The sequence below is a fragment of the Nonomuraea solani genome (assembly GCF_900108335.1).
Lineage (GTDB): Bacteria > Actinomycetota > Actinomycetes > Streptosporangiales > Streptosporangiaceae > Nonomuraea > Nonomuraea solani.
The window spans coordinates 63,447-89,814 of sequence record NZ_FNVT01000019.1 but is presented as its reverse complement, the minus strand read 5'-3'; the positions used below and the strand labels follow the sequence as shown (position 1 = coordinate 89,814).

Below are 26,368 nucleotides of genomic sequence, written 5' to 3'. Positions count from 1 at the left end.
TAACGTGATGTTCTTGACATTCCGTAGTCGCAGGTCAGATGCTACCAAACGTTTGGCCCAAACGTTTGGGTAAACCGAGGAGGTCCCGCGTGTCCAAAGTCATCGTCCTGTCCACCGGAGGGACCATCGCCACCCGCAGGAACACGCGGGGAGTGGGTCTCGCCAAGGACTCGGCGGGCGAACTGCTCGGGCGCCTGCCCGCCGTACCCGGCGTGGCGCTCGAAGGGGTGGACGTGCTCTGCGCGGGCAGCTATCTGTTCACGCTCGCGGACATGCGCCAGGTCGCGCTGAGCATCCGCGCGGCTCTGACCGGGCCGGGCGTGCTCGGCGTCGTCGTCACCCACGGCACGGACGGCATGGAGGAGACGGCGTACCTGGCCGACCTCTTCCACGACGATCCCAGGCCGGTCGTGTTCACCGGCGCGCAGCACCCGGCGGACGCGCCGGACGGCGACGGCCCGCGCAACCTCGCGGGCGCGATCGCGGTGGCGTCCTCCGCCCGGGCGCGCGACCTGGGCGCGCTGATCTGCTTCGACGGCCAGATCTACGCCGCCGCCGGCACCCGCAAGACCCACACGCTGGCCGAGGCGGCGTTCAGCACACCCGACGGCGGGCCGCTCGGGCGGGTCCGCGACGGCCGGGTGAGTCTCTCCATGACTCCGGTACGCGCCAAGCCGCTCGACCTGGACACCTTCGACCTCGACGGAGTGCGTACCGACATCGTGGCCCTCTACCCCGGGTGCGACGCGGCCGCGCTGCGCGCCGTGGCCGAGGCGGGCGCCACCGGGATCGTGCTCCAGGCGCTCGGCGCCGGCAACGCCAACCCGCTGATCAGGGACGAGGTGGCCCGGCTGACCGAGGCGGGCGTCGTCGTCGCCCTGTCCACCCGGGTCGACGCCGGTCCCGTCGCCACCCTCTACGGCAACGGCGGCGGGGCCGACCTCGTCGAGGCGGGCGCCGTACCGACCGGAACCCTGCGCTCGCCGCAGGCGCGCGTCCTGCTCAGCGCGCTGCTCGGTGGCCGGCGCGACCCGGACCGCGTACGCGAGGAACTGCGCGCGCGGACGTCACCAACCGAGCGGACGTCACCAACAGAAAGGACGAACTGATCATGCCCAAGGAGATTCTCGTGGCGTACGGCGTGGACGTCGACGCCGTCGCCGGCTGGCTGGGCTCCTACGGCGGCGAGGACTCGCCGTGCGACATCTCGCGCGGCCTGTTCGCCGGCGAGGTCGGCTCCCCGCGCCTGCTGCGCCTGTTCGAGAAGTACGACCTGCGCACCACCTGGTTCATCCCCGGCCACTCCATCGAGACCTTCCCCGACCAGACCCGCATGGTCGTCGACGGCGGCCACGAGATCGGCGTGCACGGCTACTCGCACGAGAACCCGATCGCGATGAGCCGCGACCAGGAGAGCGCCGTCCTCGACCACTGCATCGACCTGGTCGAGAGGTACTCGGGCCGCAGGCCGACCGGCTACGTCGCCCCCTGGTGGGAGTTCTCGCCCGTCACCAACGAACTGCTGCTGGAGCGGGGCATCAAGTACGACCACTCGCTCATGCACCAGGACTTCACCCCCTACTACGTCCGCGTCGGCGACAGCTGGACGAAGATCGACTACTCGCTCCCGGCGGCCGAGTGGATGAAGCCGCTGCGGCGGGGCCAGGAGACCGATCTCGTCGAGATCCCCGCCAACTGGTACCTCGACGACCTCCCTCCGATGATGTTCGTCAAGGCCAGCCCGAACAGCCACGGCTTCGTCAGCCCGCGCCACCTCGAGGAGACGTGGCGCGACCAGTTCGACTGGGTGTACCGCGAATCGGACTACGCGGTGTTCACCATGACCATTCACCCCGACGTCTCGGGCCGCCCGCAGAACCTGCTCATGCACGAGCGCCTCATCGAGTACATCAGCGGCCACGAAGGGGTGCGCTGGGCGACCTTCGACGAGATCGCCGACGACTTCAAGGCGCGCTTCCCGCGCTGACGCGCGGCTTCCCCCCACCTCGAAAGGGCATTTTCCATGACAACGACCTCGCCGAACGCCACCGGGCGCCTGCCGCGCTTCGGGGTGCGGGAGACGCGCAAGGCGACCGTGATCGCGCTGTTCGCGTGGATCTTCGCCGTCTACGACTACATCATGTTCGGGACGCTGCTGCCGGAGATCTCCGCGCAGTTCGGCTGGACCGCGGCGGAGGCGTCGCTGTACTCCACGCTGATCTCGGTGGGGACCGCGGTCGTCGTGCTCGGGGTGGGGCCGCTGGTCGACCGGCTGGGGCGGCGCAAGGGCATGATCATCACGGTGTCGGGCACGGCGCTGGCCTCGGCGGTGTCGGCCGCCACCATGAACGCCGCGTACCTGATCGGCGTCCGCTCCATCGGCGGGCTCGGGCTGGCCGAGCAGTCGGTCAACGCGACGTACCTCAACGAGGTCTACGCCGTCACCGAGGACGAGAAGATCAAGAAGCGGCGTGGCCTGATCTACAGCCTGGTCCAGGGCGGCTGGCCGCTCGGCACGCTGCTGGCCGCCGCGTTCATCGCCGTCTTCCTGCCGCTGGTCGGCTGGCGCGGCTGCTTCCTGCTGGCGACGTTCCCGGCCATCGTGATCGCGCTCCTGCGGCGCGGGCTGCGCGAGACGCCGCAGTTCGAGCTGCAGCAGCGGATGGAACGGCTGCGCAAGGCCGGACAGCGCGAGGAGGCGGCGGGGCTCGCCCGCGAGTACGGCGTGTCCGAGAGCCAGGCGGCGCCCTTCCTGGAGATCTTCCGCGGGGCGGCACTGCGCAACACGCTCGTGCTCGGGTTCGCCTGGTTCGTCAACTGGTTCGGCATCCAGGTGTTCAGCGTGCTGGGGACGACGGTGCTCACCGAGGGCAAGGGCGTCGGGTTCACCAACTCGCTCCTGATGTTCATCGTGATCAACGCGGTCGGCTACCTCGGGTACGTCTTCCACGGCTGGGCCGGGGACCGGTGGGGGCGGCGCAACGTGATCGCGTTCGGCTGGATGGCGTCCGGGGTGCTGTTCGCCCTCATGCTGGTGGCCGCCGAGGGGACCTTCGCGGTGGTGGCGCTGTACTCGCTGGGGATGTTCTTCCTGGTGGGGCCGTACTCGGCGATGTTGTTCTACATGGGCGAGTGCTACGACACGCGCTGCCGGGCCACGGGGACCTCGTTCATCAACGCCATCAGCCAGCCGGGGGCCATCGCGGCGGGGGCGATCATCACGGCGATGCTCGTCGCCGGCTCGGACTGGAGCCAGGGGGCGCTGATCGTGGGGGCGCTGGGGACGTTCCTGTCCGGGTTCGTGATGTTCGGTGCGCGGAAGGTGCCCGCACTGGCGGGCTGACCATTTTTAGGGATTTATTGTGAATATGTCAGGACGGGTTGCCGTCATCACCGGAGCCGCCAGCGGCATCGGCCGCGCGCTCGCCGTCTCGTACGCCTCCCGCGGCGTCCGCACGGTCATCGGCGCCTACCCCGGCGACCCGCACGACCCCGCCGAGACCCTCGCGCAGGTCGAGCGCGCCGGCGGCGCCGGCGTGGTGCACGAGGTGGACGTACGGGACGCCGCCCAGGTCGAGGCGTTCGCCCAGCGGGCCCTTGACGAGTGGGGCCGCCTCGACATCGCGGTCGCCAACGCCGGGGTGCTGCGCCGGGCTCCCCTCGCCGAGCTCACCGACGCGGCCTGGGACGACATGCTGCAGGTGGACCTGACCGGCGTCCTGCGCACCCTGCGCTCGTCCGCCGCCCGGATGTCCGGCGCGGGCGCCATGGTCGCGGTGTCGTCGATCGCCGGCGGCGTGTACGGCTGGGGCGAGCACGCCCACTACGCCGCCGCCAAGGCCGGGGTCATCGGCCTGTGCCGGAGCCTGGCCGTCGAACTCGCGCCCCGGCGCGTCCGCGTCAACTCCGTGATCCCCGGCCTCATCGTCACCCCGCAGTCCTCCGACCCGGTGAACTCCCTCGGCCCCGCCGGCCTGGCCCGCGCCGGCGCCGACATCCCGTGGGGGCGGGTGGGGGAGCCCGGAGAGGTGGCCTCCGTGATCGGCTTCCTGACGTCGGACGACGCGGAGTACGTCACCGGCCAGTCCCTCATCGTGGACGGCGGCCTGACGGTCCGCATGCCCGCCTGACCGCCCCCCATTCACCTGCCTACGTGAAGACCTGCCCGCCATGCCTGGAGGAACCATGCCCGCCCTGGAGAACCGGACCGCCCTGATCACCGGCGGCGCGAGCGGGATCGGCCGCGCGATAGCGGAGGCGTACCTTCATGAGGGCGCCCAGGTCGTGATCGCCGACCTGGACGTCTCCGCCACCGTCCCCGGCGCGGCCGCTCACGTCGCCCTGGACGTGAGCGATCCGGCCTCCGTCCAGGACGCCGTCGCCACCACGACCGGGCTGCTCGGCCGAATCGACATCCTCGTCAACTCGGCCGGCATCCTCACCGAGGCGCCGCTGGCCGAAATGGAGCCGCGGGTGTGGTCCGAGACGATCGCGGTCGACCTCACAGGCGTCTTCCTGTGCTGCCGGTACGTCGTACCCGGGATGATCGAACGGCGCTGGGGCCGGATCATCAACATCGCCTCCCAGCTCGGCATCAAGGGCGGCCGCTCCCTCACCCACTACGCCGCCGCCAAGGCCGGGGTCATCGGACTCACGAAGTCCCTGGCCCTGGAGGTCGCCGAACACAACGTCCTGGTCAACGCGATCGCGCCCGGCCCGGTGGAAACCCCGATGGTCGCCGGAATCACCGAGGAGTGGAAGTCGGCCAAGCGTGCCGAACTCCCTCTGGGCCGCTTCGGCCGCCCGGAGGAGGTGGCCCCCACAGCCGTCCTCCTCGCCACCGACCCCGGCGGCAACCTCTACGTCGGCCAGACCCTCGGCCCCAACTCGGGCGACGTCATGCCGTGATGAAGCCTGGAGACCCAAGCGAGAGAGGTGACCCCTGATGTGCGGTGCCTGCGGCGAGCGGGGGAGCGGCGACTGGGCACGCCCCTGGCTCGCCGGCCCCGCCGCCCGCGCGGCGATCGCCACCGCCGCCCGCGCCGCGGCCGGACGGGCGGGTCCGTCCGCCGGACCGAGGATCTCGCCCACCGCCGGCGGCTGGGTGGTCGCCCGGCCGACCGGGGGTTCAACGGTCTGCGCGACGCTGGGCGAACTCGTCGCCGCGATCCGCACCACGTCGCCCGCCCCGCTCAGCCCCCTCGACCCGCCCGGCCCGCCCGGCCCGCCCGGCCCGCCCGGCCCGCCCGGCCCGCCCGGCCCCCTCGACCCGCTCGGCCCGCTCGGCCCGCTCGGCCCGCTCGACCCGCTCGACCCGGAGCGTCCATCGGGCCGGTTGGCCGTGCCCTCACGGGACGGCCGCACCGGAATCGTCCTGCGGGTCAACTCCGGAACCCCACCACGACCCCTCGACACCGCCCTCCCCGACGGGATCGTGACGGTCCCGGACGACCGGGCGGCACTGGCCGTACTCGCAGACCTGGCCACCCCACCATGGCTCCAGCGCGCCTACCTCGCCCGGCTCGAAGGCGTTGAGGCACCCTGGGGAGGCCCACCGGTCACGCTCGGCCGGACGCTCACCTCACCGGCCGTGGCCGCCGACGCCGTGCTCCGGCTGGAATGGGCGCGCCAGGGCGGCCTGTACGACGGCACCGCCATCGCACTCCGCTGCCCCCTCGACGAGGCGACGTACCTGAACGTGGAAATCCGCGCCGGCCACGTCGTACGCGCACACCACACCGGCCCGCACCACGTCGCGGATCCGCGCGTCCGGACCGCGGGCGACGATCACCAGCACCCGGGCATGTCGTACCGAGTCCTCTGAATCCGACGGCACTGTGACAGTGATTCTTCGCCGTGGCGGAAGTGGGGTTTCGAGTGAAGTGCCGAGACCGCCGGTGAGCCCGAACGCGATGGTATGCGCTCCTGGCATCTTCAGGTCGCCGCCGAGCGTGGAGGAGGGTGACCGGATTGCGAGGTTCCCGAGCCCGCACGGAAGAGATCCTCGCCGGCAGGCGTACGGTCGTGCGTCGTGCAACACCGGCTCCACCCGGACACTCTGAATTACGAGCTTTCGTCGGGGGAGGTCGTGATGCGGAGGGCGTACACGAGGTCGTGGATGCCGGATCTCGTCGACAACAGGTCGCGGTTCAGGAGGCGTTCGGCGGTGCGCAGGTGGGCGGTGACGGTGTTGCGGCTGATGCCCAGCAGCCCGGCCGTCCGCTGGGTGTCGGTGTCGGCCTGGATCCAGGTGGTCAGCGTGCGGTAGAGCTTCTGGTGGCCGGGATCGTCGATCGGGGCCAGCAGGGTCCGGGCCCAGGTGGTGGCCGCCTGGGTGCGCAGCAGTTTCTCCAGCGACGGGGGCGAGTGGGGGGTGCCGCTGTCGGCGTACAGGCTGGTGATGGCCAGGGCCAGGGCGAGCGTGGCGCGCGAGCCGACGTCGTCGAGCCGGATCCCGAGAGCCGCCTCGACCCGCTTGAGATGGGCGGTGACGCTGTTGCGGCCGATGCCGAGCAGTCGCGCCACCCCGACGCGAGGGAACGTCACCGCGAGCCGGGTGATGTCGATGGTCAGCGCGGGCACCGGGCGCAGCGGGCGGAGGTAGGAGCGGGCCCAGGCCTCGGCGGGTTCCCGGGGGAGCAGGTGCTCCAGCGGCGCGGGGCCACGGTAGTCGGCGATCCGGCCGGGGGTGTTCCTGGCGACGGCCAGGGCGTGGCGGGCCTCGTGGTACGCCTGGGCGGTGGCGGCGAGCGGTTGCGGCGAACTGCCGCCCAGCGTGTAGTGCGCGTTGTCGCGGATCAGGTGGCGCAGCCCGTCCACCAGGCGGGAAGTGGGCGCGTCGGGAGTGAGGCAGATCAGGTGGTCGTCGTAGACGGGGCAGCGCAGCATCAGTCCGCGGCCGTGATAGCCGGATAAATCCTGATAAGTCCGTATGTGGCGGTCGCGGTCATCCGGCGGGCAGCGCAGCAGCAGGACGCGTACCCGCTGGGCCTCCAGCAACGCCGGTACGGCGCCGCTCGTGAGCCGCCGGGCGAGGGTGGGGTCGCCCGCCATCAGGGCCATGAAGACCGCCACCCTGACCTGGGCCGCCTTGTGCTGGTAGGCGTTCGCCAGCCCGGCGTCGACCCGGACCCGGCGCAGCACCGCGATCAGGCTTCCCGCGTACGTGACCAGCCCGGCCGCCCGCGAGGTCAGCGTCTCCGGGACGACCACGACGAGCACGGGCCGCGGCACCTCGGCCCCCAGCGCCTCGCACCGGACCCGGAGCGCGCCCGCCTCCGTGGCGGCCGTGGCCACCTGCCCACGCGACAACCGGCCGAGCGGCTCCTCCAAGGACTCCGTCAGCCCTTGCGGGAAACCCGGCGTCGCCAGCTCCACCGCACCGGCCTCGTCGACGAGCGCCACCTCCGCGCGAATCCGCCGGCCCAGCCAGCCGACGATTCTCGCCAGGTCAGGCCCGGACTCCCGGGCGGCCTGGCGCCGCAGTTCCCGTACCAGCTCCTCAAGCCACTCATTCTCCGCCCGGGCCTCGGATGTCATGAAACGACCATCGCCATCAGCGGCGCGGAACTCCAGAGCACGCGTTCGATAGGTCCGTATTCTTGGGAAAGCCGATCGGGCCGTCACGACCCCATGTCACAGTCCGGGGCGTCCAGGTCGTCCTTGGGACATGACCGACAACCGGGGGAACGGGCGCACCCGCCGCGGGCTCGCGTTCGCGAAGATCGGCGCGGGGCCGCCGCTGGTGCTGCTGCACGGCATCGGGTCCTCGCGCGCGGCCTGGGCGCCGGTGCTCGACGGGCTCGCGGCCGCGCACACGGTGTACGCGGTGGACCTGCCGGGCTTCGGCGGCTCCGACACGCTGGACGGCAACCATCCGGTGACGCCGCGCCGGCTGGCCGAGGTTGTGGCCGCGGCCCTGGACGAGTGGGGCGTCGACCGGCCGCACGTCACCGGGCACTCGCTCGGCGGATGGGTGGCCCTGGAGCTGGCCCACCTCAGGCCGGTCGCCTCGCTGACCCTGCTGGCTCCGGCCGGGTTGTGGAGGCGGGGCCAGCCGGCGTACTGCACCGTGAGCTTCGTCCTGACCTGGGCCGCCTGCCGGTACGGCGCGCCGCTGCTCAGCACGCTGTCGCGCCGGGCCTGGGGGCGCAGGCTGCTGTTCTGGCAGCTCTTCCACCATCCCGAGGCTCTCGCCCACGAGGACGTGGTCCACGCCGTCGCCGACATGGGGCGCGCCCCGGGGTTCCTGCCGACGTTCAGGGCGGCCATGTCCATCCGTTACCGGGCGGCGGGGGAGGTGTCCGCGCCGGTGACGGTCGCCTTCGGAGCCTCGGACCGGGTACTTCTCACGCGGCAGTCCCGGTTCACCGACCAGCTCCCGCCGCACACCCGGCACCTCGTCCTGCCCGGCGCCGGTCATGTGCCGATGAGCGACACCCCCGAGCTGGTCGCGCGGGTCATCCTCACGGGGACGGCGGCGTCATGATGCCACGGGAGGCCGAGCTCTCGGCCGGTTACGCGGCGGCGCGCTCCCATCTGACCCGGGTGGCGTACGCGATCCTGGGCACGGTGTCCGAGGCCGAGGACGTGGTCTCCGAATGCTGGTTCAAGCTCGTCCGCGCCGACCGCCGGGCCCGCGTCCAGGACGTCGAATCCTGGGCGACGGTGGTCGTCGCGCGGGCGGCGATGGACGTGCTCAAGACCGCCCGGCTGCGCCGCGAGACGTACACCGGGCCCTGGCTCCCCGAGCCCCTCCTGACGCCCGTGGCCGACCCCGCGGACCGGGTCACGCTCGACGAGTCGGTCGGCTTCGCGCTGCTCGTCGTCCTGGAGTCGCTCACCCCGGCCGAACGTACCGCCTGGGTGCTCCACGACCTCTTCGGCCTGACCTTCGAGGACGTCGCCGCCACCGTCGGCCGCACACCGGCGGCGGTGCGCCAGCTCGCCGCCCGCGCCCGCAGGCACGTCGGCGAGGGCGCGCCACGCGTCGACGTCGACCGCGACCAGCACCGCCAGGTCGTCGAACGGTTCCTGGCCGCCGCGGCGGGGGGCCGCCTGAGCGCCCTTGTGGCGATCCTCGACCCCGGCGCCGTGCTCACCAGCGACGGCGACGGCCGGGCCAACACCGCCCGCCAGCCGGTCCACGGTGCCGAACGGGTCGCCCGCTTCGTGCTCTCCATCATGAGCGACGCCGCACCCGGCCAGGTCCTCGCCCCGGTTACCGTAAACGGCGCCCTCGGCCTGGCCCTGTACGACCACGGCAAGGTCGACACGGTCGTCTCCTTCACCGTCACCGGCGGGTTGCTCAGCCGCATCGACTTCATCCGCGCCCCGGCCAAACTGCGCTAGCTACGATCATGCGGTGCGGCTCTCTCACGCGGGAAACACGGCGGCCACGCCCATCCTCGACTGGCGGGACCCTCGCGTCCTGAGACTGGCGGCCGAAGCCAGGAAGGCGAGCGGCGACCGGGCGTTCCTGATCGCGGCCCACCGGCTCATCGCGGCACGCGTGCGCCCGGTCTCGTGACGACCTGTTCGGCGCGCACGGGCAGACCCTGTGCCTGCCGGTACGCGTTCCCGTGGATCTCGTCATGCGCCGCCGGGTAGCGTAGAGCCCAGGTACGTCGAAGTCGGAGGTGATCACGGTGCATCCGGTCTAGTGACGGCCCCATCCCGGGGTGTCACGGAGCCGAAAGGTGACCGTATGAGCAAGACCGACAAGACCCGGCCCTGGTGGGTACGCATGGCCGACGCGCCGATGGTGACCTGCGTGCCCGTCCACGACCACCGGTTCGGGATCTGCACGCTGCCCGACGAGATCACCACCGCAGGCGCGTCTCTGAACCACCGCACCAGCGGCTGTTACTGGAGGGCCACCGACCACCACCTGCTCGGTGCCGGCGCCCTCGGCGGCGGCCGGGAGTGGAACGACCTCCGCCGCGAAGAGCGCCGCCGCAGCCGCCGCCGGGCACGTCGCGACCTGCGGAAGTATCGCGACGACCGGGCCTAGGACCCCTGGGCGCGCACGGACAACGCGTGACGGAAGACGTTACGCGGGTCCCAGCGCGCCTTCACCCGCTGCAGCCGCGCGTAGTTCTCCCCGTAGTAGATCGTCGACCACGGCACGCCGGAGGTGTTCCACCGAGGGTCGGCGTGGTCGGCGTCCGGATAGTTGATGTAGGCCCCGCCGCAGTTGCCGCCCGGCACCGGCACGCCTCCCGTGGCCGCGAACGTGCGCTGGTGCAGCCGCCGGACCCACTCCAGGTGCGCGGCCCCGTCCTGCTCGGCCGACCAGGACGCCAGCTGGAGCATCTTGAGCACGGACTGACGCTCCACGGTCGCGGTGGCCTCCGGACGCGTCCGGTTCACCCGCCCTCCGTACGAAAGGAGCCACAGCAACCCGGTGGAGGAGACCGCGTCGGCGGCGTTCAGGGCGTCGTACGCCACGTCGGCCTGCTCGTCCGTGAGCGCCTTGCGCAGGTAGGCCGACTTGCCCTTGTACCGGCCCGACTCCGACTCCGCCCCCAGCGACAGCGTACGGACCGCCTGGTACCACGGCACCCGCTCCAGCGGCGGCACGAACACCTCGGGCGTGACCCCCTCGGCCACGGCGGCGAAGTGCTCGCGCAGGACCTGTTCGGCGCCGGGCACGTCCGCGTCGATCTGCGTGGGCAGGATGATCCCGCCCGGGTCGGCGCCGGCCTGGCGGCCGGGGATCAGCAGGGAGCCCCACAGGGAGACGTGCGGGCTGCCCGGCGTGCCGTAGCGCTCGTGCCACTCGGCGAAGTTGCGCAGCAGCCGACGGAACGACTCCTTCGTCATGCCGTTCCAGGACCAGATCGCCACCCCCGACAGGACGGTGGCGGGCGGCCGGGGCAGCAGCTTGGCCGGGTCGTCGCCCCGGGCCTCCGGGTCGCGCATCCAGTAGCGCGTCACGATGCCGAAGTTCCCGCCGCCGCCACCCGTGTGCGCCCACCACAGGTCGTGGTTCGGGTCGGCCGGGTTCCTGGTCGCCACCACCGCCCGGGCCCGCCCGTTGCGGTCGACCACCACGACCTCCACCGCGTCCAGGTAGTCGACGGTGAGCCCGTCGCGCCGGGACAGCGGCCCGTACCCGCCGCCCGCGATGTGACCCCCGGCGGCCACGCCCCCGCATTGGCCGCCGGGAATGGTGACGCCCCACCCGAAATAGAGCGTGCGGTACGCCTGCATGAGCGTGGCGCCCGGCTCGATGGCGAACGCGCGGCGCCGCTCGTCGTAGTAGACCTCCGACATCTCACACAGGTCGATCACCACCTCCGCGCCGTCGCCGACGAAGTTCTCGTAGCAGTGACCGCCGCTGCGCACGGTGACGCGCCGGCCCGCCCGGACCGCCTCGTTGACGGCGGCCACGACCTGCTCCGTGGAGCCGGGGACGTGGAAGTAGTCGGGTTCGGCGCGGAAGCGCTGGTTCGTCCGGCGTACCGCTAAGTCCTCGTAACGGGGGTCGCCGCGCCGGACGACCACCGGGCCGAACTCGGGCGTGCCCGGCGCGGCGGCCGCAGCCGGCGTGAGCCGCGTCGCGACGGCCGCCCCGCCGACCGCCGCCGCGCCGCTGAGGAGCCCGCGGCGTGTGACCTCGCTCATGCTGATCCTCAATCCCCTGGTCGAAGTCCCGAAATATGTGCTCATGACACTATGTGTGGGGCGCTGCGGGGAGAATGCATTCAGGCGTACGCCGGGGGTGGAGCTAGCTACACCTCCGGCCGTACCGGCATCCTGTCCCCATGTTGATCAGAGAAGCCGGCGCGGCCGACTGGCCCGCCATCTGGCCCTTCTTCCACGCGATCGTCGCCGCGGGGGACACCTTCACCTATCCGGTGGATCTCGACGCGGAGCGGGGCCGTGACTGGTGGTTGCTGCGGGCACCCGACCGTACGGTCGTCGCCGTGGACGACGCGGGGAAGATCCTCGGTACGGCGAAGATGAACCGCAACCATATGGGCAACGCCTCCCATATCGCGAGCGCCAGCTACATGGTCGACCCCGCGCATTCCGGACAGGGCGTGGGGCGGGCGCTGTGCGAGTACAGCCTGGAGTGGGCGCGGGCGGCGGGGTATCGCGCGATGCAGTTCAACGCGGTGGTGGAGACGAACGCGCACGCGGTGAAGTTGTACCGGTCGCTCGGGTTCGAGGTGGTGGGCACGCTGCCGGAGGGCTTCCGGCACCCGGAACGAGGTTACGTCGGGTTGCACATCATGTACCGCGCGCTCTGACCGGAGGACGCCGGGTGGGATATCCTGGCGGTCGGCGTCCGTCCGCGCCCAACCTCCGGCGGCCCGCCCCAGCCGGGCCACCCACGGAGGCAAAGGGGGGCCCACCTCTCGGCCGGAGCGCCGTCGTCGATCGCGCGCTCACCGCACCGGTCGCTGGGGGATCCGCGGGTGGGGCGCGGGAGATGACCATGACCAAGCAGGCCGACTTCAAGCGGCGCGTGCGCGCCCGCATGGCCAAGACCGGCGAGTCGTACGCGACCGCCCGCAGCGAGCTACTGGCCGGACACCGTGACGACGGCTGGATGGCCGAGGCGTTGCACGTCAGCAACGGCGACGCCACCGACCTGCCGGGCACCGGCATCGCCCGGCGCGTGATGTTCTGGCGCGATGTCCTGCACGAGGGCCCGGTGCCCGCCGTCGGCCCCGAGGAGCTGCGCCGGATCAGGGCGGCGTTCCTCATCCAGGCCGACGCGGACGACCGCGGCGAGGTCATGGAGATGTTCGTCGAGCGAGACCGCGACCTGGCGGCCAACCGCGACGGCGAATACGTGCTGTGGTTCGAGGCCGACCTCTACGACCAGCTCCAGATCATCCAGATCCTCGCCCGCCTCGCCGACCTGGAGGTGCCCGCCGAGCGCGTCACCCTGATCTGCATCGGCGAGCACCCGGGCATCGCGCGCTTCGGCGGCCTCGGCGAGCTGACCGCCGAGCAACTGCGCGAGCTGCCCGCGACGAAGGCGTGCGCCCGGCTGACCCCGGACGCCCTGGAGCTGGCCACCCGCGCCTGGGCCGCCTTCCGGGCGCCGACGCCCGCGGGCCTCGGCGCCATCGCCGCGGTCCGCTCGCCTGAGCTGCGCTTCCTCGGCGAGGCGTTCGACCGGCTCAGCCGCGAATACCCGGCCACCCGCGACGGGCTGTCGCTCACCGAGCGACGGGTGCTCGCCGCCGTCGCCGACGGCGCGTCCGACGCCGCCACCGCGTTCGTCCGCGCCGGGGCCAGGGAGACGCGCCCGTACCTCGGTGACGACTGGTGCTTCGCGATGATGGACCGGATGGCGTACGCGCCCGTCCCGCTGCTCGGCACCGAGCCTTCCGGCGCTCCGGTCGGCCGCGCCACCCGCCTGCGCCTGACCGCGACCGGGGCGCGGGTGCTCGCGGGCGAGGCCGACCACGTCACGCTCAACGGTATCGACCGGTGGATCGGCGGCGTGCACCTGCACGGCCGGGACGCCCGCTGGCGCTGGGACGACGGCACGGAGGCCATCGCCGAGAGCCGCTAGGAGACCAGCGGGAGGAGCGTGATCAGGCCCGTCACGCGGGCACTCGGGGATTCGTTCACCGCTGGAGGCCGGGATCCCTCCCGGCCACCGGGCGGGCGTCCAGGTGCCAGAGCTGCGAACCGGCGTTCGTGCACGGATTGACCCGGGCCTCCGCGCCGTCCGCCGTGGAGCCGTCCGCGACGTCCAGGCACAGCGCCTGGTTGTTACGGGGCTTGATCACGTAGACGGACCTGCCGGCCGCGACCGGCAGCCAGTCCTGCGCGCCGGTGCCGTTGCACGTCCACAGGTGCGCCTTGTCACCCGGGTCCACGGAGATGTTGCCGTTGGGCACGTCCAGGCACTTGCCGGACTTCGGGTTGACGAAGGAGAACACGCCAGTGGCCCGCCGCGTCGGGCGCCACTCCTGGGCGAGCGCGCCGCCGCAGGTCCACTGCTGGATCCGGGTGCCGTTCGTCACGGCGCCCGCGTCGGCGTCCAGGCAGCGGCGGCTGGCCAGGTTGATGGCGCGGTAGACGGCCGAGGCGGACACGCCGGTGGCGTCGCCGGTGCCGAGGGAGGAGCCGGTGGCGACGTACGCCTTGCAGGTGCCGTCGGCCACGTCGGTGGCGATCTCCAGGACCCGGGTGCCGTCCGCGGAGGGCAGCAGCGGTGGGCTGTAGTTCTGACAGGGCAGGTACAGGTTGGCGTTCGGCGGATCGAGATCGACGCCGACCTTGACCGGGGCGTCGATCTCGTACCAGGCGCCCACGCCGCCGGCGGTGTTGACCAGGATGGTCCGGCCGCTCTCCGGCAGGACGGTGGCGGCTCCGCGGTCGCCGCCGGTGCGCACCAGCTTGGCGATCACCATGAGCCGCCCGCCGGGGCCGCCGCCGGGAGCCCACGCCACCGTGGGCGCGTGGGCGAGGTGCTTGCCGTCGGCCGTGCGGATGATGGTGCCGGGGTTCGCCGGGTCGCCCCAGTTCCAGCCGTCCGACGAGGTACGCAGATAGACCCGGCAGCCGTGCCCGTTCGTGACCGGCCGCAGCTCGCAGTATTCGTACACCATGACGTAACCGCCGTTCGGCAGCCGCCTGACCACGGGCATGCCGGGGCTGTCCGCGGCGTCCGCCTCACCGGCCACCGTGTTGACCTTGGCGCTCCACGTCAGGCCGCCGTCGGCCGAGCGCACGCGCGCCAGCGTCTGGCCGTAGCGCGGCTGCTGGGTCTTGTCCGAGAAATGCATGACGAGCTGCCCCGCCGCCTCGGAGAACTCGGGCTCCCACAGGCCGTGGCCGGTGGAACCGGTGACGATCGGGCCGCCGATGGGCGCCCAGGTGTATCCGTGGTCGGCGCTCGTCCAGGCGACGATCCGGGCGGTCGGGTTCGGCTGGTCCTCGCCGCCGCCCAGGGTGTTGATCGACGCGGCCCAGATGAGCGTGCCGGCCGGGCTGGAGCCGAGCCGGCGCGGGAACTCGAACAGCGCCGAGCAGCACGAGAACTCACCGGCGGCCGGGCCGGTGGGAATCTCGCTGATGCGGCGGAAGGTCCGCCCGTCGTCGGTGCTCTCGTGGATCGTCCCGCCGGCGCCGGTGTTCGTGGTGGCGAGAACGCGGCCGTTGTGAGTGGTGTCCGCGTGCTGCAGCCGGATGACGCGCGGGTACCACGCCTGCCCGGCGTCGAGCGGCGGTGTCCCCGGCTCCACACTCGCCTGAGCCGGGGCGGCCACGCTGAGCCCCGTCCATAACAGCAGCGCGAGCAGAACCCGCCCGAAGAAGAGCATCGAACCTCCACGTACGAACAGCATGAACGGGAGCCGATGCTAGAGGGATCACCCGGCGGAAAGCGTCAACCCTCCGCCGTATTCGTTTTCAAACTTCCGCGGTACTGCCGGCCTCCCGCACGGCGTCGAGCAGGCTCGGCACCCGCACGTCCGGAACGCCCTCCCGCAGGCGGTTCATGACGTAACCGAACGCGAGCCCGCTCGCCGGGTCGGCGAAGCCGATCGAGCCGCCCAGGCCGGGGAACCCGAAGGCGGCGGGGGAGTACCAGAACGCGTCCGGCGTCGGCAGGCCGAAACCGGTGCCGATGCGTACGGGCACGCGCAGGATCCGGTCCACGCCGGCCACCCGCTCCGCGGTCGCGGCGGCCAGATGGTCAGGCGTGAGGATGCGGTGCCCGATGAGCGCGGCGTAGAAGCCGGCCAGGCCGCGGGCCGTGCAGATGCCGTTGGTGGCGGGCATCTCGGCGGCCTGCTCGGCCGGGTCGTTGTGGTCCAGCGGCGGGGTGACCACGTTCATCGCGCGCACGGTCAGCGACGTGGGGTCGGCGTAGGCCGCCAGCACCCCTCGCATGGGCTCGGGGACGGCGTCGAGGTCGACCGCCGCCAGCGCGTCGGAGCCGGGCAGGTCGTCCGCGACGATGCGGCTGACCCGGTGGTGCTCGGACTCGGGCAGCCCGATCCACAGGTCCAGGCCGAGCGGCCCGGCGATCTCCTCGGCGAGGTAGGTGCCGAGGCTGCGGCCGCTCGCCCGCCGTACGACCTCGCCGACGAGCCATCCGTACGTGAGCCCGTGGTAGCCGTGGTCCGTGCCCGGCTCCCAGTACGGCCGCTGCGCCGCCAGCGCCGCCACCATCGGCTCCCAGGCGATCGCCTCCGCCGGAGTGACCGGCTGGTCGATCGCGGGCAGCCCGGCCTGGTGGGTGAGCAACCACCGGACCGGTACGTTCTCCTTGCCCCCGGCCGCGAACTCCGGCCAATAACGAGCCACCGGCGCGTCGAGGTCGAGCTCGCCCCGCTGCGCCAGCAGGAGCGCGCAGGCCGCCGTGACGGCCTTGGTGGTGGAATAGACGACCTGCAGGGTGTCGCGCTCCCAGGGGCGGCCGGTCCGGGGGTCGGCGATTCCGCCCCACAGGTCGACGACCTTCCGGCCGTGCAGATAGACGCTGACCGCGGCGCCGATGTCGCGGCCGGTGGCCAGGTTGGCCGCGAACGCCTCGCGTACCTTGTCGAATCCCGGTGCGGTCTCCCCGCTGATTTCGGGCATGCGTCATCGCCTTCCGTCGTGATGAATGTCAGCCGCGGAACTTCTCCACCAGCCAGGAGCACAGCTCCGGCTCGCTCATCTGAGGAAACTCAGCGGCGAAGGAGGCCAGCGCGCGCGTCGCCTCGTCCCTGTCGAGACCGCGCGCCATCGCCGCCTTGAAGTATTCCTGGCGCGCGAGGGAGGGCCGCCCTCCGCCCGCTCCCCGGCCCGGCAGGCTCTCCCGCCATCGGACGATCTCGCCGAGCCGATCGGCCCGCCAGCCCGGAGCGCCGTCGACCTCGACGTCCGGCCCGGGAAAGGGATGGTCGGAGCCGTCCGGATGGCGGGTGCGCCACTTGTGCACCGCATGCCGGCTCACGCCCAGGGCCTCGGCGACGCCGATGATCCCCAGGTAGCGCTCCGCCATGGAGAACATTGTCTCCATAAGAGACGATATTTGGCAATACACCGTTCGATGTACGGCTCTACGCGTCCGGCGCAGACCGAAGTGACGCGCCACGGACGACGCGGACCCGGCGGCCACACCCCTAACGTCGTCGCCGTACCTCCGAACCAGCGAAGGAAACCCCATGACCAAGAGCATCATCACCGTTCTCGCCGGCGTCGGCCTGACGGCCGGCCTCCTCGCGCTGGGCGCCGCCGGCGCGTCCGCCGATGACCGGACCGAACTGACCACGCCGAAGCCGCCGAAGGGCGCCAGGGCGGTCGTCCAGGTCAGCCCCAACCCCACCACCAAGCGGGGCGAGGAGATCACGATCACCGGTCACTGCGGCGGCGGCAAGCGGCTCAAGGCCGTGCTCGGCGGGGTGCGCAAGGAGATCCTGCGCGACGTCCGCATCATCGACGACAACCCGAAGGCGTTCGTGGCCAAGGCCACCCTCGACCCCAAGGTCGGCAACGGTGTCGGCCCCATTCTGGTGGACTGTGACGGAGAGGCGGGCGTGACCCTCCTCGTCACCCACGTCTGATCCCCTCCCAAGAGAAGGCTCCCCATGGTGTCCCCTTTCCCGCGACACGCGCCCGCGGCGGTACGTCACTCCGCCTGGCTGGTGGACCTGGCGTTCGCCGTGCTCACCGTCGTCGGCGTGACCACCGGGGCCCTGGCGGCCGGGGTCCGCGGCCCATGGAACGGTCTCATCCCCCTCGCGCTGTTCCTCGGGGCGCTCCTGATGTTCAGGCGCCGGTGGCCGTTGACCGTGCTGCTGCTGTCGATCGCCGCGATCTTCCTCTACCGCGCCACCAGCGTCTTCGAGGGCGGCTGGATCTGGCCGGCGTCGGTCGCCTACGTCAGCGCCGCGTGCACGCCACGCGTCCGGTGGGTGGCGCTCATCGGCGCCGCCCAGCTCGTCTACGCCACCGTCGACTTCTGGTGGGTGCTGGAGCGGAACGCAGGCCGTTTCCTCATCCACATCGTCGGCGAAGGGCTGCTGCTGGCGATCCTCATCGCCGCGGGGACGGGCTACGCCACCGCCATGAGCTGGCGTGAGCGGCTGCGCGAGACCGACGGCCGGGCCCGCGCCGCCGAGGAGCGCCTGCGCGCCGCCCGCGAGGTGCACGACATCGTCGCCCACACCCTCGCGGTCGTCGGCGTCCAGCTCAACGTCGCGTCCGACACCCTCAAGGAGGCGCCGGACGAGGCCGCGGCCGCGCTCCGCGTGGCCAAGGACGTCAGGAACCGCGCGATGGCCGACCTCACCTCCCTGATCGGGGTCCTGCGCGACAGCACCGCCCCGCAACCCGACCTGGCCGCACTCGGCACCCTCATCGAGGACGCCCGCGCCGCCGGGCTCCAGGTCACCCTCGACCAGCGCGGCGACCCCGCGACCATCCCCGCCGCGCAGGCCGTGGCCGTCTACCGCATCGTCCAGGAGGCGCTCACCAACACCCTCAAACACGCCGGCGCGGCCAAGGCCGAGGTGACGATCGAGCGAAGGCCGTCCTCGATCACCGTCGAGGTCGAGGACGACGGCCGGGGCTGCGCCGAGATCACCGAGAGCCACGGCCTGGCCGGCATGCGGGAACGGGTGAACGCCCTCGGGGGCACGCTCACCGTGGACTCGAAGCCGGGCGGCTTCTCGATCCGGGCCGACCTCCCTGTGGCAGGCTCGCACGTATGACGACCAAGGTGCTCCTCGCCGATGACCAGTCCCTGGTACGGGCCGGATTCCGCAGCCTGCTGGCCCGCGCCAGGGACGTCGTCATCGTCGGGGAGGCCGCCACCGGCGACGAGGCCGTCCGGCTGGCGGCGGCCACGCTGCCCGACGTGATCCTCATGGACATCCGGATGCCCGGCATGGACGGCATCACCGCCACCCGCCACATCGTCGCCGACCCCGCCATCCCCGGCTGCCGGGTGATCATCCTGACCACGTTCGACACCGACGAGCACCTCTTCGACTCCCTGCGCGCCGGGGCCAGCGGCTTCCTCACCAAGGAGATCGAGCCGGGCGACCTGCGCCGCGCGGTGGCCGCCGTCGCGGCCGGGGACGCGCTGCTGTCCCCGGGCGCGACCCGCCGCGTGGTGGAACGCTTCGCCCACGCGCGCGGGCCCGAGCCGGTCGCCCGGCGGCGGCTGGAGGCCCTCACCGAGCGGGAAGGGGAGGTGGTCCGCCTGGTCGCGCTCGGCCTGTCCAACGACGAGATCGCCGAACGCCTCACCATCAGCCCGCTCACCGCCAAGACCCACATCACCAGGGCCATCGCCAAGCTGGAGGTACGCGACCGCGTCCAGCTCGTCATCCTGGCCTACGAGAGCGGCCTGGTGCGGCCGGGCGGGCCCTAGGACAGATCGGCGAGAAAGTCCAAGGCGATCGACCAGGCCCGTTCGGCGGCCTCCGCGTTGTAGTCGGGCAGGTCGGGGTCGGTGAACAGGTGGCCCACGCCCTGGTAGCGGAAGACCTCCACGTCGGCCCGGGCCCGGCGCATGGCGAGATACCAGGCGTTCTGCCAGTCGACGGGCTCGTAGGTGTCGGGGTCGGCGACGTGGAGCTGGACGGGCAGGTCGTCGGCCGCGGTGCCGTCGGCCATGTCGGACGTGCCGTGCATCAGCAGCAGCCCGCTGGACCGCTCGTCGGCCAGGGCCAGGGTCTGCGCGAGCGCGGCGCCCAGGGAGAAGCCCATGTAGACCAGGCGGCCTTCGGCGGAGAGCGGGGCGGCGGCGGTGATGGCGCGTTTGAGCAGCTCGTCCCGGCCGATCTCCTCCTTGATCGCGATGCCCTCTTCAGGGGTGTCGACGATCCGGCCGTCGTACAGATCGGGAACGTGGACGTCGTGGCCGGCCGCCCGCAATCTGTCGGCGGCTTGGTGGACGGCGGGCCGCAGGCCGTACATGGAGTGCAGGAGAAGGATCCGAGCCATGCGTGCCAGCTTAGCCAGCCCTGATCTCGGGGCGGTGCCGCCTCAGAGGCAGAATCCGACCATGGACGTCACACTACGGAAGATCATCGCGGAGCTGAACGAGGCGGCCGCCCGGCACGACGCCGGCCAGGAGAACCGGCTGGACCGGTGGCGGGTGCTGGAGCCCGACGCGGGGGAGTTCCTGTGGTTCCTGGCGCAGAGCGTCGCGGCGCGGACGATCGTGGAGGTCGGTACGTCGCGCGGGGCGTCCACGTTGTGGCTGGGCGACGCCGCCCGGGCGGTCGGCGGCCGCGTGCTCAGCCTCGACACCGACGCCGAGGCCCAGGATCATGCCCGGACCGCGATCGGTGCGGCGGGGCTGGCCGGGCACGTCGAGTTCCAGGTCGGGGACGGTGGAGCCGCGCTGGCGGGCATGGCGGACGGCTCGGTGGACCTTCTCTTCCTGGACGCCGAGCGGGTGGAGTACGCCTCATGGTGGCCGCATCCCCTCCGGGTGTTGCGGCGGGGCGGGGTGCTCGTGGCCGACAACGCTCTGTCGCATCCCGGGGAGATCGCCCCGCTGCGCGACCTTCTCACGCGGGAGCCGGGCCTGGCGGTCGCCACGATCGCGGTGGGCAAGGGCGAGCTGGTGGCGACGCGCCGGGACTGACGACTCTCACCCGCGGGTGGACAGGTGGACGAGCGTGTCCGCGAGCAGCCCGGCCTGCCGTTCGCAGCCGGCCTCGTCGTTCGTCTCGGCCAGCTCCAGGACCAGGCCGTCCATGCGGTGGATGAGGAACCGGGCCAGGTCGGGGATCGGGACGGCCGGCTCGGCGCCGTCCTTCCGGACGGCGGCGGCCAGATTGTCCTGGATGAGGCCGCCGCCGAGCGGTCCGTTGACCACCGCCCAGATGTTGCCGTTGTCCGGCTGCGGCACCACGCTCTTCCTGTTGCGGATGACCCACAGGGTGAGCTCCATGAGGGCGAGATGGAGCCCGAGGTGGTCGCGGACCCATCGCCAGTAGGTGGTGACGATCGATCGCAGGGTCGCCTCGAAGCCGTCACCGGGGTCGAGGTCCGCGAACGCGGTCTCCATCGTGGCGCGGGCCCGCTCCAGGATGAGCATGTTCATTTCGTTCTTGCTGCGGAAGCAGTAGTGGATCGTGCCCAGCGGCGCGTGGGCCCGCTCGGCGATGCGGCGGGTGGTGGCCCGGGCGAGCCCTTCGGCCGCGATCACCTCGATGGCCGCGTCGATGATGAGGCGTCGCCGTTCGTCGGCCGCCAGATAGGTCACGATCACTGCTCCAGGGTCGGGGACCACTCGACGATAAAGGAGCGGAGGAGCGCGAAGAGCCGCTCGCCCTCGGTGCCGGGGATCAGATGGCCGAAGCGCTCGAAGACCTCGTAGCCGGCCGGCGCGGACGGGGAGGAGCGCCTTCGCCGCCATCGCCGCCTCCTCTCCGCCCTCGGCGCGGAAGCCCTCGACGATCAGGTCCCGGTCCCAGCGGGCGACCGTGCTCTGCAGGATCAGTTTCGCCGGGTGGCCGGGATGGCGGGCGGCGTAGTTCATGGCCACCGTGCCGCCGAAGGACCAGCCCAGGACGATCGGCTTGGTGATGCCGAGGACCTGGCAGAGCTCGTGGACGTCGTCGGCCCACTGGTCGAGGTTCCAGGTCGCCGGGTCGGAGTCCTGGCTGCCGGTCGTTGTCAAAGGGGAGAGCCCGCCGGGCCCTGGCCGGCGAGGCCAGGGCCCGCAGGCGCCGGGGCTCAGGACTCGTCCACCACCTGGCCCATCAGGGCGGTGGCGTCGCTGGTCAGGGCCATGGCCAGCGGCGCCTCCGGGAAGGTGGGGATGGCGGCGAGCGCGGCGCCGAGCTGCTCGGCGGTCTCCCAGTGCCAGGTGTCGGTGTAGGTGCCGTTCTCGAGCCGGATCAGCACGGCGTGGGTGAGCCCGGGGTGGCCCTTCCTGACGGTCGCGATCAGCGAGCCGCGGCGGGCCAGGAACTCCGCCAGGTCGGTGTCGGCGACGGAGTAGCGGTGCGAGCGGACGACGGACATATCGGTGTCTCCTTCTGTACGGGCTGTGTGGGGGGCTTACCAGGAGCCGGCGATCTGCCGGATCGGGGCGTTGAGGCGGTTGAAGAGGTTGGTGACGGCGATCATCAGCAGGATCGAGGCCAGTTGCCGCTCGTCGAAGTGGTCGGCGGCGTGGTCCCAGACCTCGTCGGGGACGGCGTCGGCGCGGTCGGCCAGCCGGGTCGAGGCCTCGGCCAGCTCCAGGGCGGCCCGCTCGGCGTCGGTGTAGTACGGGGCCTCGCGCCAGGCGGCGACCAGGCCGATGCGCTCGTCGCTCTCGCCGAGCTTGCGCAGGTTCTTCAGGCCGGCGTCGACGCAGAAGCTGCAGCCGTTGATCTGGCTGACCCGCAGGTGGATCATCTCCATGAGCTCCTGGGGGAGGCCCTGCGACTGGGCCGCCTTCATCAGCTCCATGATCGGCTTCATCGCGGTCGGGATGATCGTGGCGGGGTTCTTCATCCGGGCTTCCATCGTGGTTCCTCCGTCTTGGTCGGTGTGAAACCAGAGTGGATCGGCGGATTGATACATTCGCTATGCGCTGACGATGTGATGGTGATGGGGGGACGATGTGCGGTTCATCCTTCTCGGCCCCGTCCACCTGGTCGTCGCCGGCGAGCCGCTGACGGGCATCGCCCCACGTCACCGGGCCGTACTGGCCTACCTGCTGCTCAACGCCGGCCGGGTGATCAGCATCGAGCGGCTGATCGAGGCGATGTGGGGCCACGACCGGCCCGACACCGCCCGGTCGCAGATCCACGCCTCGATCACCGCGATCCGTAAGGTGCTGCGTGGCGCGGGCGCCGAAGGGCTGCTCGAAACGCGGACCGGCGGCTACGTCGCGCACCCCGGGCCTGGTCAGCTCGACGCGCGGGAGTTCACCGAGCTGGTGGCCGCCGGGAGGCTGCGCGAGGCGCTGGAGCTGTGGCACGGCGAGGCGCTGGAGGACGTGCAGGCGCACTACGCCGGTGGTGTGCGGGAGCTGTGGAACGATCGGCGGCTGTCGGCGTACGAGCGCCTGGTGGAGGCCGAGCTCGCCGCCGGGCGGCATGATGAGCTGCTCGACGAGCTGGCCGCCCAGGTGAGCGCCGCCCCGCTCCGCGAGAAGCTCAACGGCCACCTCGTCCTGGCGCTGCACCGGGCGGGGCGGCAGGCCGACGCGCTGGCGGTGGCGCGGGCCTACCGCACGGCGCTCGCCGACGAACAGGGCCTCGACCCCGGCCACGCCTTCACCGAACTGGAGCACGCCGTCCTGACCGACGCCCCGGCCCTGCGCCTGCCGCCCCGGCCGAGCCACCCGCCACAGCAAGCGGCCCTGGCCGGTGACGCGGCCGTGCGCCTGCCGGAGCGGGCGCCCGTGGCCGACGACGCAGCCTCGCGCCTGGCCGACGAGGCGGCCTCGCGCCTGGCTGGCGGCGCGGCCCCGCGCCTGCCCGGTGCGGTGGCGGGCGACCCTGTTTCGCACCCGGCCGGCGATCCGACCTCGGACGGGCCGGAGCGGGTGGTCCCGGTGGAGGGTCCGGGCTTGCGGCCGGTGCTTGGTTCGGCGGGGCGGTCCACTTTTCTGCCGTACGACATTCCCGATTTTTCCGGACGGAGCGCCGAGCTGGAGCGGCTCGCGGGCGACCACCCCGGGGCCGCGATTGTCACGATCGACGGCATGGCCGGGATCGGCAAGACCACGCTCGCCGTGCACGCCGCCCACCGCCTGGCCGACCGCTATCCGGACGGCCGCCTCTTCATCGACCTGCGGGCCCACACCGCGGGCCGGGAGCCGGTCGACGCCGCGACCGCGCTGGAGGCGCTGCTGCGCCAGCTCGGGGTGCCCGCCGACCGCATCCCGGCCGCCCCGGCCGAGCGGGGCGCCCTGTGGCGGGCCGAGCTGGCCGGCCGCCGCGTGCTCGCCGTCCTGGACAACGCCTCCGACACCGAGCACGTACGCCCCCTGCTGCCGGGCCATTCCGACACCCTCGTCCTGATCACCAGCAGACGGCGGCTCGTCGACCTGGACGGCGCCCACGCATTGTCGGTCGACGTGCTGGACGAGCGGGACGCCGCCGGGCTGTTCGGCCGGATCGTGGGCGAACGCGCTCACCACGAGCCGGACGCCGTACACGAGGTGCTGCGGTTGTGCGGCCACCTGCCGCTCGCCATCCGGATCTCGGCCGCCCGCCTGCAGCATCGCCCGCGCTGGACCGTGTCCTACCTGGCGGGCCGGCTGCGGGACCACCGCCGGCTCCTCGACGGCGTGTCGGCGGCCTTCACCCTGTCCTACGAGCAGCTCGACGAGGCCGAGCAGCGCATGTTCCGCCTGCTCGGCCTGGTGCCCGGCCGCGACATCGACGCCTGCGGCGCGGCCGCCCTGGCGGAGACCTCCGAGGACGAGGCGGAGGACCTGCTCGAAGGTCTCCTCGACGCCCACATGCTGCTGCAGCTCGAACCCGGCCGGTACACCTTCCACGACCTGCTCCGCGAGCACGCCCGCTCGCTCGCCGAGGACGACGGCGCCGTCATGCGGCTGCTCGGCTACTACCTGCACCGCTCCCGCGCGGCCATGGACCGGCTCTTCCCGCACAGCGTCGCCCAGCGGGAGGGCATCCCCCGGCCGGCCGCCCCGATCGCGCCCCTTCGCGACGCCGCCGAGGCGAGCGCCTGGCTCGACGCCGAGCGCGCCAACATCATCGCGACGGCCGTCCACGGGCCCGAGATCTGCCTGGGCTTCCTGGCCCTGTCGATGCGCCCCTTCCTCGACCGGCAGGCGCACCACGACGACGCGATCACGCTCCACACCCTGGCGCTCCAGCGCAGCCGCAGGCTCGGCGACCGGGCGGTCCAGGCGCGGGCGCTCACCGACCTGGCGTGGACGTACTGGCGGATCGGCGAGTACGAGCGCGCGGAAGAGCACGCCCACCAGGCCCTCGACACGGGCGAGGAGGCCGGCGAACGGGCGCGGGCGTTGCTCACGCTGGGCCATGTGGCCCTGCGGCGGCGGGCGGACGCGCAGGCGGAGCGGTACCTGGAGCAGGCACTCGATCTCACCCGGATCGGCGCCGACACCTGGGGCGAGGCCCACGTACTCGGCCTCCTCGCCCTCACCCTCGACCGGGCCGGCCGCCCGCAGGAGGCCCGGCGGCACCTCGACCTGGCGCTGGCGCTGCACCGCAAGGTCGGCAACCCGGCCGGAGAGGCGATGACCCTCAACCACCTCGGCGTCGTCCTGCGGCACCAGGGCGAACTCGCCCAGGCCCGTGCCCGCCACGAGCAGGCCGCGGCCCTCTATCGCTCGCTCGGCAACCCCGCCGACGAGGCGGCCGCGCTCAACGGGCTGGCCGAGGCGGCGGGCGACCCGGCCCTGGCGGTCGAGGAGCACACGGCCGCGCTCGCGCTCGCCGACCGTACGCGCAACCGGCCGGAGCGGGCGCGTGCGCACGACGGGCTGGCGCGCGCCCACCTCGCGCTCGGGCACGCGGAGCAGGCCGGCGAGCACGGACGGCTGGCGCTCACGCTCTACGGGGAGCTGGGCGTCCCGGAGACCGAGGACATCCGAGCCTTCCTGAAGGACGTCGCGCCCTCCTGAACGACCGGCGCCTTCCAGAGGGACTTTGTGCCCTCCTGAAAGACTTGGCATCTTCCCGAAGGACCTCGCGTTCTCCTGAAGGACTTCGCGTCTTCCTGAAGGGCGCCGCGCGGCCCTGATCGGCCGGTGCCCCCGGCAACCTCTAGCATGTCGCACGTGATCTCCTACGACGACCCTGACCCGTTCGAGTACCTGGACACCTCGGCCCTGCCGCCGCGCCAGCAGCGCATCCTGGCCATGATCAGGGACTGGGTGGTCCGGTACGGCTACCCGCCGAGCACCCGCGAGATCGGCCAGGCGGTCGGGCTGCGGTCGTCCTCGTCGGTGTCGAAGCACCTGAAGAGCCTGGAGGACAAGGGCTTCCTCCGCAGGAGCGCGACGATGACCCGGCCGATCGACGTGCGGCTGTTCCTGCGGGCCGCGGAGCCGGGGCGGCCGGCCGGCGACGTGGTGAGCGTGCCCGTGGTCGGGGACATCGCCGCGGGCATCCCCATCCCGGCCGACGAGCACGTGGACGGCACCCTGACGCTGCCCCGCGACCTCACCGGGCGCGGCACCGTGTTCGGCCTGCGCGTACGGGGCGACTCGATGATCGACGCCGCGATCTGCGACGGTGACATCGTCGTGGTACGCCAGCAGCCCGAGGCGCACTCGGGCCAGATCGTCGCCGCGATGATCGACGGCGAGGCCACCGTCAAGGTGTTCCGACGCCGTAACGGGCACGTCCAGCTCGAACCGCGCAACCCCGCCTACGACGTCATCGACGGCGACGCCGCCGTGGTGCTGGGCATCGTGGTCTCGGTCCTGCGCAGCGTCTGAACA

27 protein-coding genes are annotated in these 26,368 nt (G+C 72.4%); 18 read left to right on the top strand and 9 right to left on the bottom strand.

Annotated features, from left to right (window positions below; all coding sequences use genetic code 11):
• Window positions 1-89: 89 nt before the first annotated feature.
• The 6 genes from C4V41_RS45435 to C4V41_RS45410 are packed head-to-tail and all read left to right on the top strand — an operon-like array spanning window position 90 to window position 5,824.
• A complete protein-coding gene (locus C4V41_RS45435) occupies window positions 90-1,109 on the top strand; it encodes an asparaginase (RefSeq protein WP_200824676.1) in 1,020 nt (339 codons plus the stop codon).
• 2 nt (window positions 1,110-1,111) lie between these two features.
• Entirely contained in the window at window positions 1,112-1,987 is an 876-nt protein-coding gene (locus C4V41_RS45430; protein WP_103962262.1) for a polysaccharide deacetylase family protein, read from the top strand.
• A gap of 36 nt (window positions 1,988-2,023) precedes the next feature.
• Window positions 2,024-3,343 (top strand): MFS transporter, encoded by a 1,320-nt coding sequence (locus C4V41_RS45425; protein ID WP_103962261.1) that lies wholly within the window; start codon window positions 2,024-2,026, stop codon window positions 3,341-3,343.
• Between the two features lie 25 nt (window positions 3,344-3,368).
• Window positions 3,369-4,130 carry an SDR family NAD(P)-dependent oxidoreductase gene (locus tag C4V41_RS45420; protein WP_103962260.1) on the top strand — a complete coding sequence of 254 codons (762 nt, stop codon included), beginning with the start codon at window positions 3,369-3,371 and terminating at the stop codon, window positions 4,128-4,130.
• Window positions 4,131-4,185: 55 nt separating this feature from the next.
• Window positions 4,186-4,908 carry an SDR family NAD(P)-dependent oxidoreductase gene (locus C4V41_RS45415; protein WP_103962259.1) on the top strand — a complete coding sequence of 241 codons (723 nt, stop codon included), beginning with the start codon at window positions 4,186-4,188 and terminating at the stop codon, window positions 4,906-4,908.
• Between the two features lie 37 nt (window positions 4,909-4,945).
• Window positions 4,946-5,824, top strand: a complete 879-nt coding sequence (locus tag C4V41_RS45410; RefSeq protein WP_103962258.1) for a hypothetical protein — start codon at window positions 4,946-4,948, stop codon at window positions 5,822-5,824.
• Between the two features lie 239 nt (window positions 5,825-6,063).
• Here the strand turns inward: C4V41_RS45410 and C4V41_RS45405 are convergent, their stop codons facing one another.
• Window positions 6,064-7,539 (bottom strand): helix-turn-helix domain-containing protein, encoded by a 1,476-nt coding sequence (locus C4V41_RS45405; RefSeq protein ID WP_103962257.1) that lies wholly within the window; start codon window positions 7,537-7,539, stop codon window positions 6,064-6,066.
• Window positions 7,540-7,669: 130 nt separating this feature from the next.
• Here C4V41_RS45405 and C4V41_RS45400 point away from each other — a divergent pair, with 130 nt between their 5' ends.
• The 4 genes from C4V41_RS45400 to C4V41_RS45390 all read left to right on the top strand — a co-directional run bounded on the left by C4V41_RS45400 (window position 7,670) and on the right by C4V41_RS45390 (window position 10,012).
• Complete coding sequence (locus C4V41_RS45400) at window positions 7,670-8,488, top strand: alpha/beta fold hydrolase (RefSeq protein ID WP_103962256.1); 819 nt, start codon at window positions 7,670-7,672, stop codon at window positions 8,486-8,488.
• Entirely contained in the window at window positions 8,485-9,351 is an 867-nt protein-coding gene (gene sigJ / locus C4V41_RS45395; RefSeq protein WP_103962255.1) for an RNA polymerase sigma factor SigJ, read from the top strand. The genes C4V41_RS45400 and sigJ overlap by 4 nt, the downstream gene beginning before the upstream one ends.
• A 13-nt stretch (window positions 9,352-9,364) precedes the next feature.
• Entirely contained in the window at window positions 9,365-9,529 is a 165-nt protein-coding gene (locus C4V41_RS62355) for a hypothetical protein (protein WP_160150613.1), read from the top strand.
• Window positions 9,530-9,706: 177 nt separating this feature from the next.
• Window positions 9,707-10,012: a hypothetical protein gene (locus tag C4V41_RS45390; RefSeq protein WP_103962254.1), complete on the top strand. Its 306-nt coding sequence runs from the start codon at window positions 9,707-9,709 to the stop codon at window positions 10,010-10,012.
• On the opposite strand, the gene C4V41_RS45385 is transcribed toward C4V41_RS45390, so the two are convergent.
• Window positions 10,009-11,628, bottom strand: a complete 1,620-nt coding sequence (locus C4V41_RS45385; protein WP_103962253.1) for an FAD-binding oxidoreductase — start codon at window positions 11,626-11,628, stop codon at window positions 10,009-10,011. The genes C4V41_RS45390 and C4V41_RS45385 overlap by 4 nt on opposite strands.
• A 140-nt stretch (window positions 11,629-11,768) precedes the next feature.
• Here C4V41_RS45385 and C4V41_RS45380 point away from each other — a divergent pair, with 140 nt between their 5' ends.
• Window positions 11,769-12,257, top strand: a complete 489-nt coding sequence (locus tag C4V41_RS45380; RefSeq protein ID WP_103962252.1) for a GNAT family N-acetyltransferase — start codon at window positions 11,769-11,771, stop codon at window positions 12,255-12,257.
• Between the two features lie 188 nt (window positions 12,258-12,445).
• The gene (locus C4V41_RS45375) at window positions 12,446-13,537 is read left to right on the top strand and encodes a DUF1835 domain-containing protein (protein WP_235030784.1); all 1,092 of its coding nucleotides are present in this window, start codon (window positions 12,446-12,448) and stop codon (window positions 13,535-13,537) included.
• 55 nt (window positions 13,538-13,592) lie between these two features.
• Here the strand turns inward: C4V41_RS45375 and C4V41_RS65585 are convergent, their stop codons facing one another.
• From C4V41_RS65585 to C4V41_RS45360, 3 genes are all read right to left on the bottom strand, one after another.
• The gene (locus tag C4V41_RS65585; RefSeq protein WP_103962251.1) at window positions 13,593-15,320 is read right to left on the bottom strand and encodes an RICIN domain-containing protein; all 1,728 of its coding nucleotides are present in this window, start codon (window positions 15,318-15,320) and stop codon (window positions 13,593-13,595) included.
• Between the two features lie 64 nt (window positions 15,321-15,384).
• A complete protein-coding gene (locus C4V41_RS45365) occupies window positions 15,385-16,560 on the bottom strand; it encodes a serine hydrolase domain-containing protein (protein WP_103962250.1) in 1,176 nt (391 codons plus the stop codon).
• Between the two features lie 28 nt (window positions 16,561-16,588).
• Entirely contained in the window at window positions 16,589-16,966 is a 378-nt protein-coding gene (locus tag C4V41_RS45360; RefSeq protein WP_103962394.1) for a hypothetical protein, read from the bottom strand.
• A 163-nt stretch (window positions 16,967-17,129) separates the two neighbouring features.
• Here C4V41_RS45360 and C4V41_RS45355 point away from each other — a divergent pair, with 163 nt between their 5' ends.
• From C4V41_RS45355 to C4V41_RS45345, 3 genes are read left to right on the top strand one after another with little or no spacing between them, the layout of a single operon-like run.
• Complete coding sequence (locus C4V41_RS45355) at window positions 17,130-17,528, top strand: hypothetical protein (protein ID WP_103962249.1); 399 nt, start codon at window positions 17,130-17,132, stop codon at window positions 17,526-17,528.
• Between the two features lie 24 nt (window positions 17,529-17,552).
• Window positions 17,553-18,677 carry a sensor histidine kinase gene (locus C4V41_RS45350; RefSeq protein WP_103962248.1) on the top strand — a complete coding sequence of 375 codons (1,125 nt, stop codon included), beginning with the start codon at window positions 17,553-17,555 and terminating at the stop codon, window positions 18,675-18,677.
• Window positions 18,674-19,342: a response regulator gene (locus C4V41_RS45345; RefSeq protein ID WP_103962247.1), complete on the top strand. Its 669-nt coding sequence runs from the start codon at window positions 18,674-18,676 to the stop codon at window positions 19,340-19,342. Before C4V41_RS45350 ends, C4V41_RS45345 begins: the two co-directional genes overlap by 4 nt.
• On the opposite strand, the gene C4V41_RS45340 is transcribed toward C4V41_RS45345, so the two are convergent.
• A complete protein-coding gene (locus C4V41_RS45340; protein WP_103962246.1) occupies window positions 19,339-19,917 on the bottom strand; it encodes a dienelactone hydrolase family protein in 579 nt (192 codons plus the stop codon). The genes C4V41_RS45345 and C4V41_RS45340 overlap by 4 nt on opposite strands.
• 61 nt (window positions 19,918-19,978) lie before the next feature.
• Between C4V41_RS45340 and C4V41_RS45335 the strand changes: the two genes are divergently transcribed.
• On the top strand, window positions 19,979-20,566 hold the full coding sequence (locus C4V41_RS45335; protein WP_103962245.1) for an O-methyltransferase: 588 nt from the start codon (window positions 19,979-19,981) through the stop codon (window positions 20,564-20,566).
• A 6-nt stretch (window positions 20,567-20,572) separates the two neighbouring features.
• Here the strand turns inward: C4V41_RS45335 and C4V41_RS63460 are convergent, their stop codons facing one another.
• The 3 genes from C4V41_RS63460 to C4V41_RS45310 are packed head-to-tail and all read right to left on the bottom strand — an operon-like array spanning window position 20,573 to window position 22,443.
• The gene (locus C4V41_RS63460) at window positions 20,573-21,607 is read right to left on the bottom strand and encodes an alpha/beta fold hydrolase (RefSeq protein ID WP_200824675.1); all 1,035 of its coding nucleotides are present in this window, start codon (window positions 21,605-21,607) and stop codon (window positions 20,573-20,575) included.
• A 56-nt stretch (window positions 21,608-21,663) separates the two neighbouring features.
• The gene (locus C4V41_RS45315) at window positions 21,664-21,954 is read right to left on the bottom strand and encodes a hypothetical protein (RefSeq protein ID WP_103962242.1); all 291 of its coding nucleotides are present in this window, start codon (window positions 21,952-21,954) and stop codon (window positions 21,664-21,666) included.
• Between the two features lie 36 nt (window positions 21,955-21,990).
• Window positions 21,991-22,443, bottom strand: coding sequence for a carboxymuconolactone decarboxylase family protein (locus tag C4V41_RS45310; RefSeq protein WP_103962241.1), 453 nt, complete (start codon window positions 22,441-22,443; stop codon window positions 21,991-21,993).
• Between the two features lie 97 nt (window positions 22,444-22,540).
• Here C4V41_RS45310 and C4V41_RS45305 point away from each other — a divergent pair, with 97 nt between their 5' ends.
• On the top strand, window positions 22,541-25,546 hold the full coding sequence (locus C4V41_RS45305; RefSeq protein ID WP_103962240.1) for an AfsR/SARP family transcriptional regulator: 3,006 nt from the start codon (window positions 22,541-22,543) through the stop codon (window positions 25,544-25,546).
• Window positions 25,547-25,693: 147 nt separating this feature from the next.
• Complete coding sequence (gene lexA / locus C4V41_RS45300; RefSeq protein ID WP_200824674.1) at window positions 25,694-26,365, top strand: transcriptional repressor LexA; 672 nt, start codon at window positions 25,694-25,696, stop codon at window positions 26,363-26,365.
• Window positions 26,366-26,368: the final 3 nt, after the last annotated feature.

Bases quoted from the DNA above. Each gene is read 5' to 3' on its own strand.
- C4V41_RS45430 (WP_103962262.1), top strand. From the start codon at position 1,112: ATGCCCAAGGAGATTCTCGTGGCGTACGGCGTGGACGTCGACGCCGTC.
- C4V41_RS45425 (WP_103962261.1), top strand. From the start codon at position 2,024: ATGACAACGACCTCGCCGAACGCCACCGGGCGCCTGCCGCGCTTCGGG.
- C4V41_RS45420 (WP_103962260.1), top strand. From the start codon at position 3,369: ATGTCAGGACGGGTTGCCGTCATCACCGGAGCCGCCAGCGGCATCGGC.
- C4V41_RS45415 (WP_103962259.1), top strand. From the start codon at position 4,186: ATGCCCGCCCTGGAGAACCGGACCGCCCTGATCACCGGCGGCGCGAGC.
- C4V41_RS45410 (WP_103962258.1), top strand. From the start codon at position 4,946: ATGTGCGGTGCCTGCGGCGAGCGGGGGAGCGGCGACTGGGCACGCCCC.
- C4V41_RS45405 (WP_103962257.1), bottom strand. From the start codon at position 7,539: ATGACATCCGAGGCCCGGGCGGAGAATGAGTGGCTTGAGGAGCTGGTA.
- C4V41_RS45400 (WP_103962256.1), top strand. From the start codon at position 7,670: ATGACCGACAACCGGGGGAACGGGCGCACCCGCCGCGGGCTCGCGTTC.
- sigJ (WP_103962255.1), top strand. From the start codon at position 8,485: ATGATGCCACGGGAGGCCGAGCTCTCGGCCGGTTACGCGGCGGCGCGC.
- C4V41_RS45390 (WP_103962254.1), top strand. From the start codon at position 9,707: ATGAGCAAGACCGACAAGACCCGGCCCTGGTGGGTACGCATGGCCGAC.
- C4V41_RS45385 (WP_103962253.1), bottom strand. From the start codon at position 11,628: ATGAGCGAGGTCACACGCCGCGGGCTCCTCAGCGGCGCGGCGGCGGTC.
- C4V41_RS45380 (WP_103962252.1), top strand. From the start codon at position 11,769: ATGTTGATCAGAGAAGCCGGCGCGGCCGACTGGCCCGCCATCTGGCCC.
- C4V41_RS45375 (WP_235030784.1), top strand. From the start codon at position 12,446: ATGACCAAGCAGGCCGACTTCAAGCGGCGCGTGCGCGCCCGCATGGCC.
- C4V41_RS65585 (WP_103962251.1), bottom strand. From the start codon at position 15,320: ATGCTGTTCGTACGTGGAGGTTCGATGCTCTTCTTCGGGCGGGTTCTG.
- C4V41_RS45365 (WP_103962250.1), bottom strand. From the start codon at position 16,560: ATGCCCGAAATCAGCGGGGAGACCGCACCGGGATTCGACAAGGTACGC.
- C4V41_RS45360 (WP_103962394.1), bottom strand. From the start codon at position 16,966: ATGGCGGAGCGCTACCTGGGGATCATCGGCGTCGCCGAGGCCCTGGGC.
- C4V41_RS45355 (WP_103962249.1), top strand. From the start codon at position 17,130: ATGACCAAGAGCATCATCACCGTTCTCGCCGGCGTCGGCCTGACGGCC.
- C4V41_RS45350 (WP_103962248.1), top strand. From the start codon at position 17,553: ATGGTGTCCCCTTTCCCGCGACACGCGCCCGCGGCGGTACGTCACTCC.
- C4V41_RS45345 (WP_103962247.1), top strand. From the start codon at position 18,674: ATGACGACCAAGGTGCTCCTCGCCGATGACCAGTCCCTGGTACGGGCC.
- C4V41_RS45340 (WP_103962246.1), bottom strand. From the start codon at position 19,917: ATGGCTCGGATCCTTCTCCTGCACTCCATGTACGGCCTGCGGCCCGCC.
- C4V41_RS45335 (WP_103962245.1), top strand. From the start codon at position 19,979: ATGGACGTCACACTACGGAAGATCATCGCGGAGCTGAACGAGGCGGCC.
- C4V41_RS45315 (WP_103962242.1), bottom strand. From the start codon at position 21,954: ATGTCCGTCGTCCGCTCGCACCGCTACTCCGTCGCCGACACCGACCTG.
- C4V41_RS45310 (WP_103962241.1), bottom strand. From the start codon at position 22,443: ATGGAAGCCCGGATGAAGAACCCCGCCACGATCATCCCGACCGCGATG.
- lexA (WP_200824674.1), top strand. From the start codon at position 25,694: ATGTCGCACGTGATCTCCTACGACGACCCTGACCCGTTCGAGTACCTG.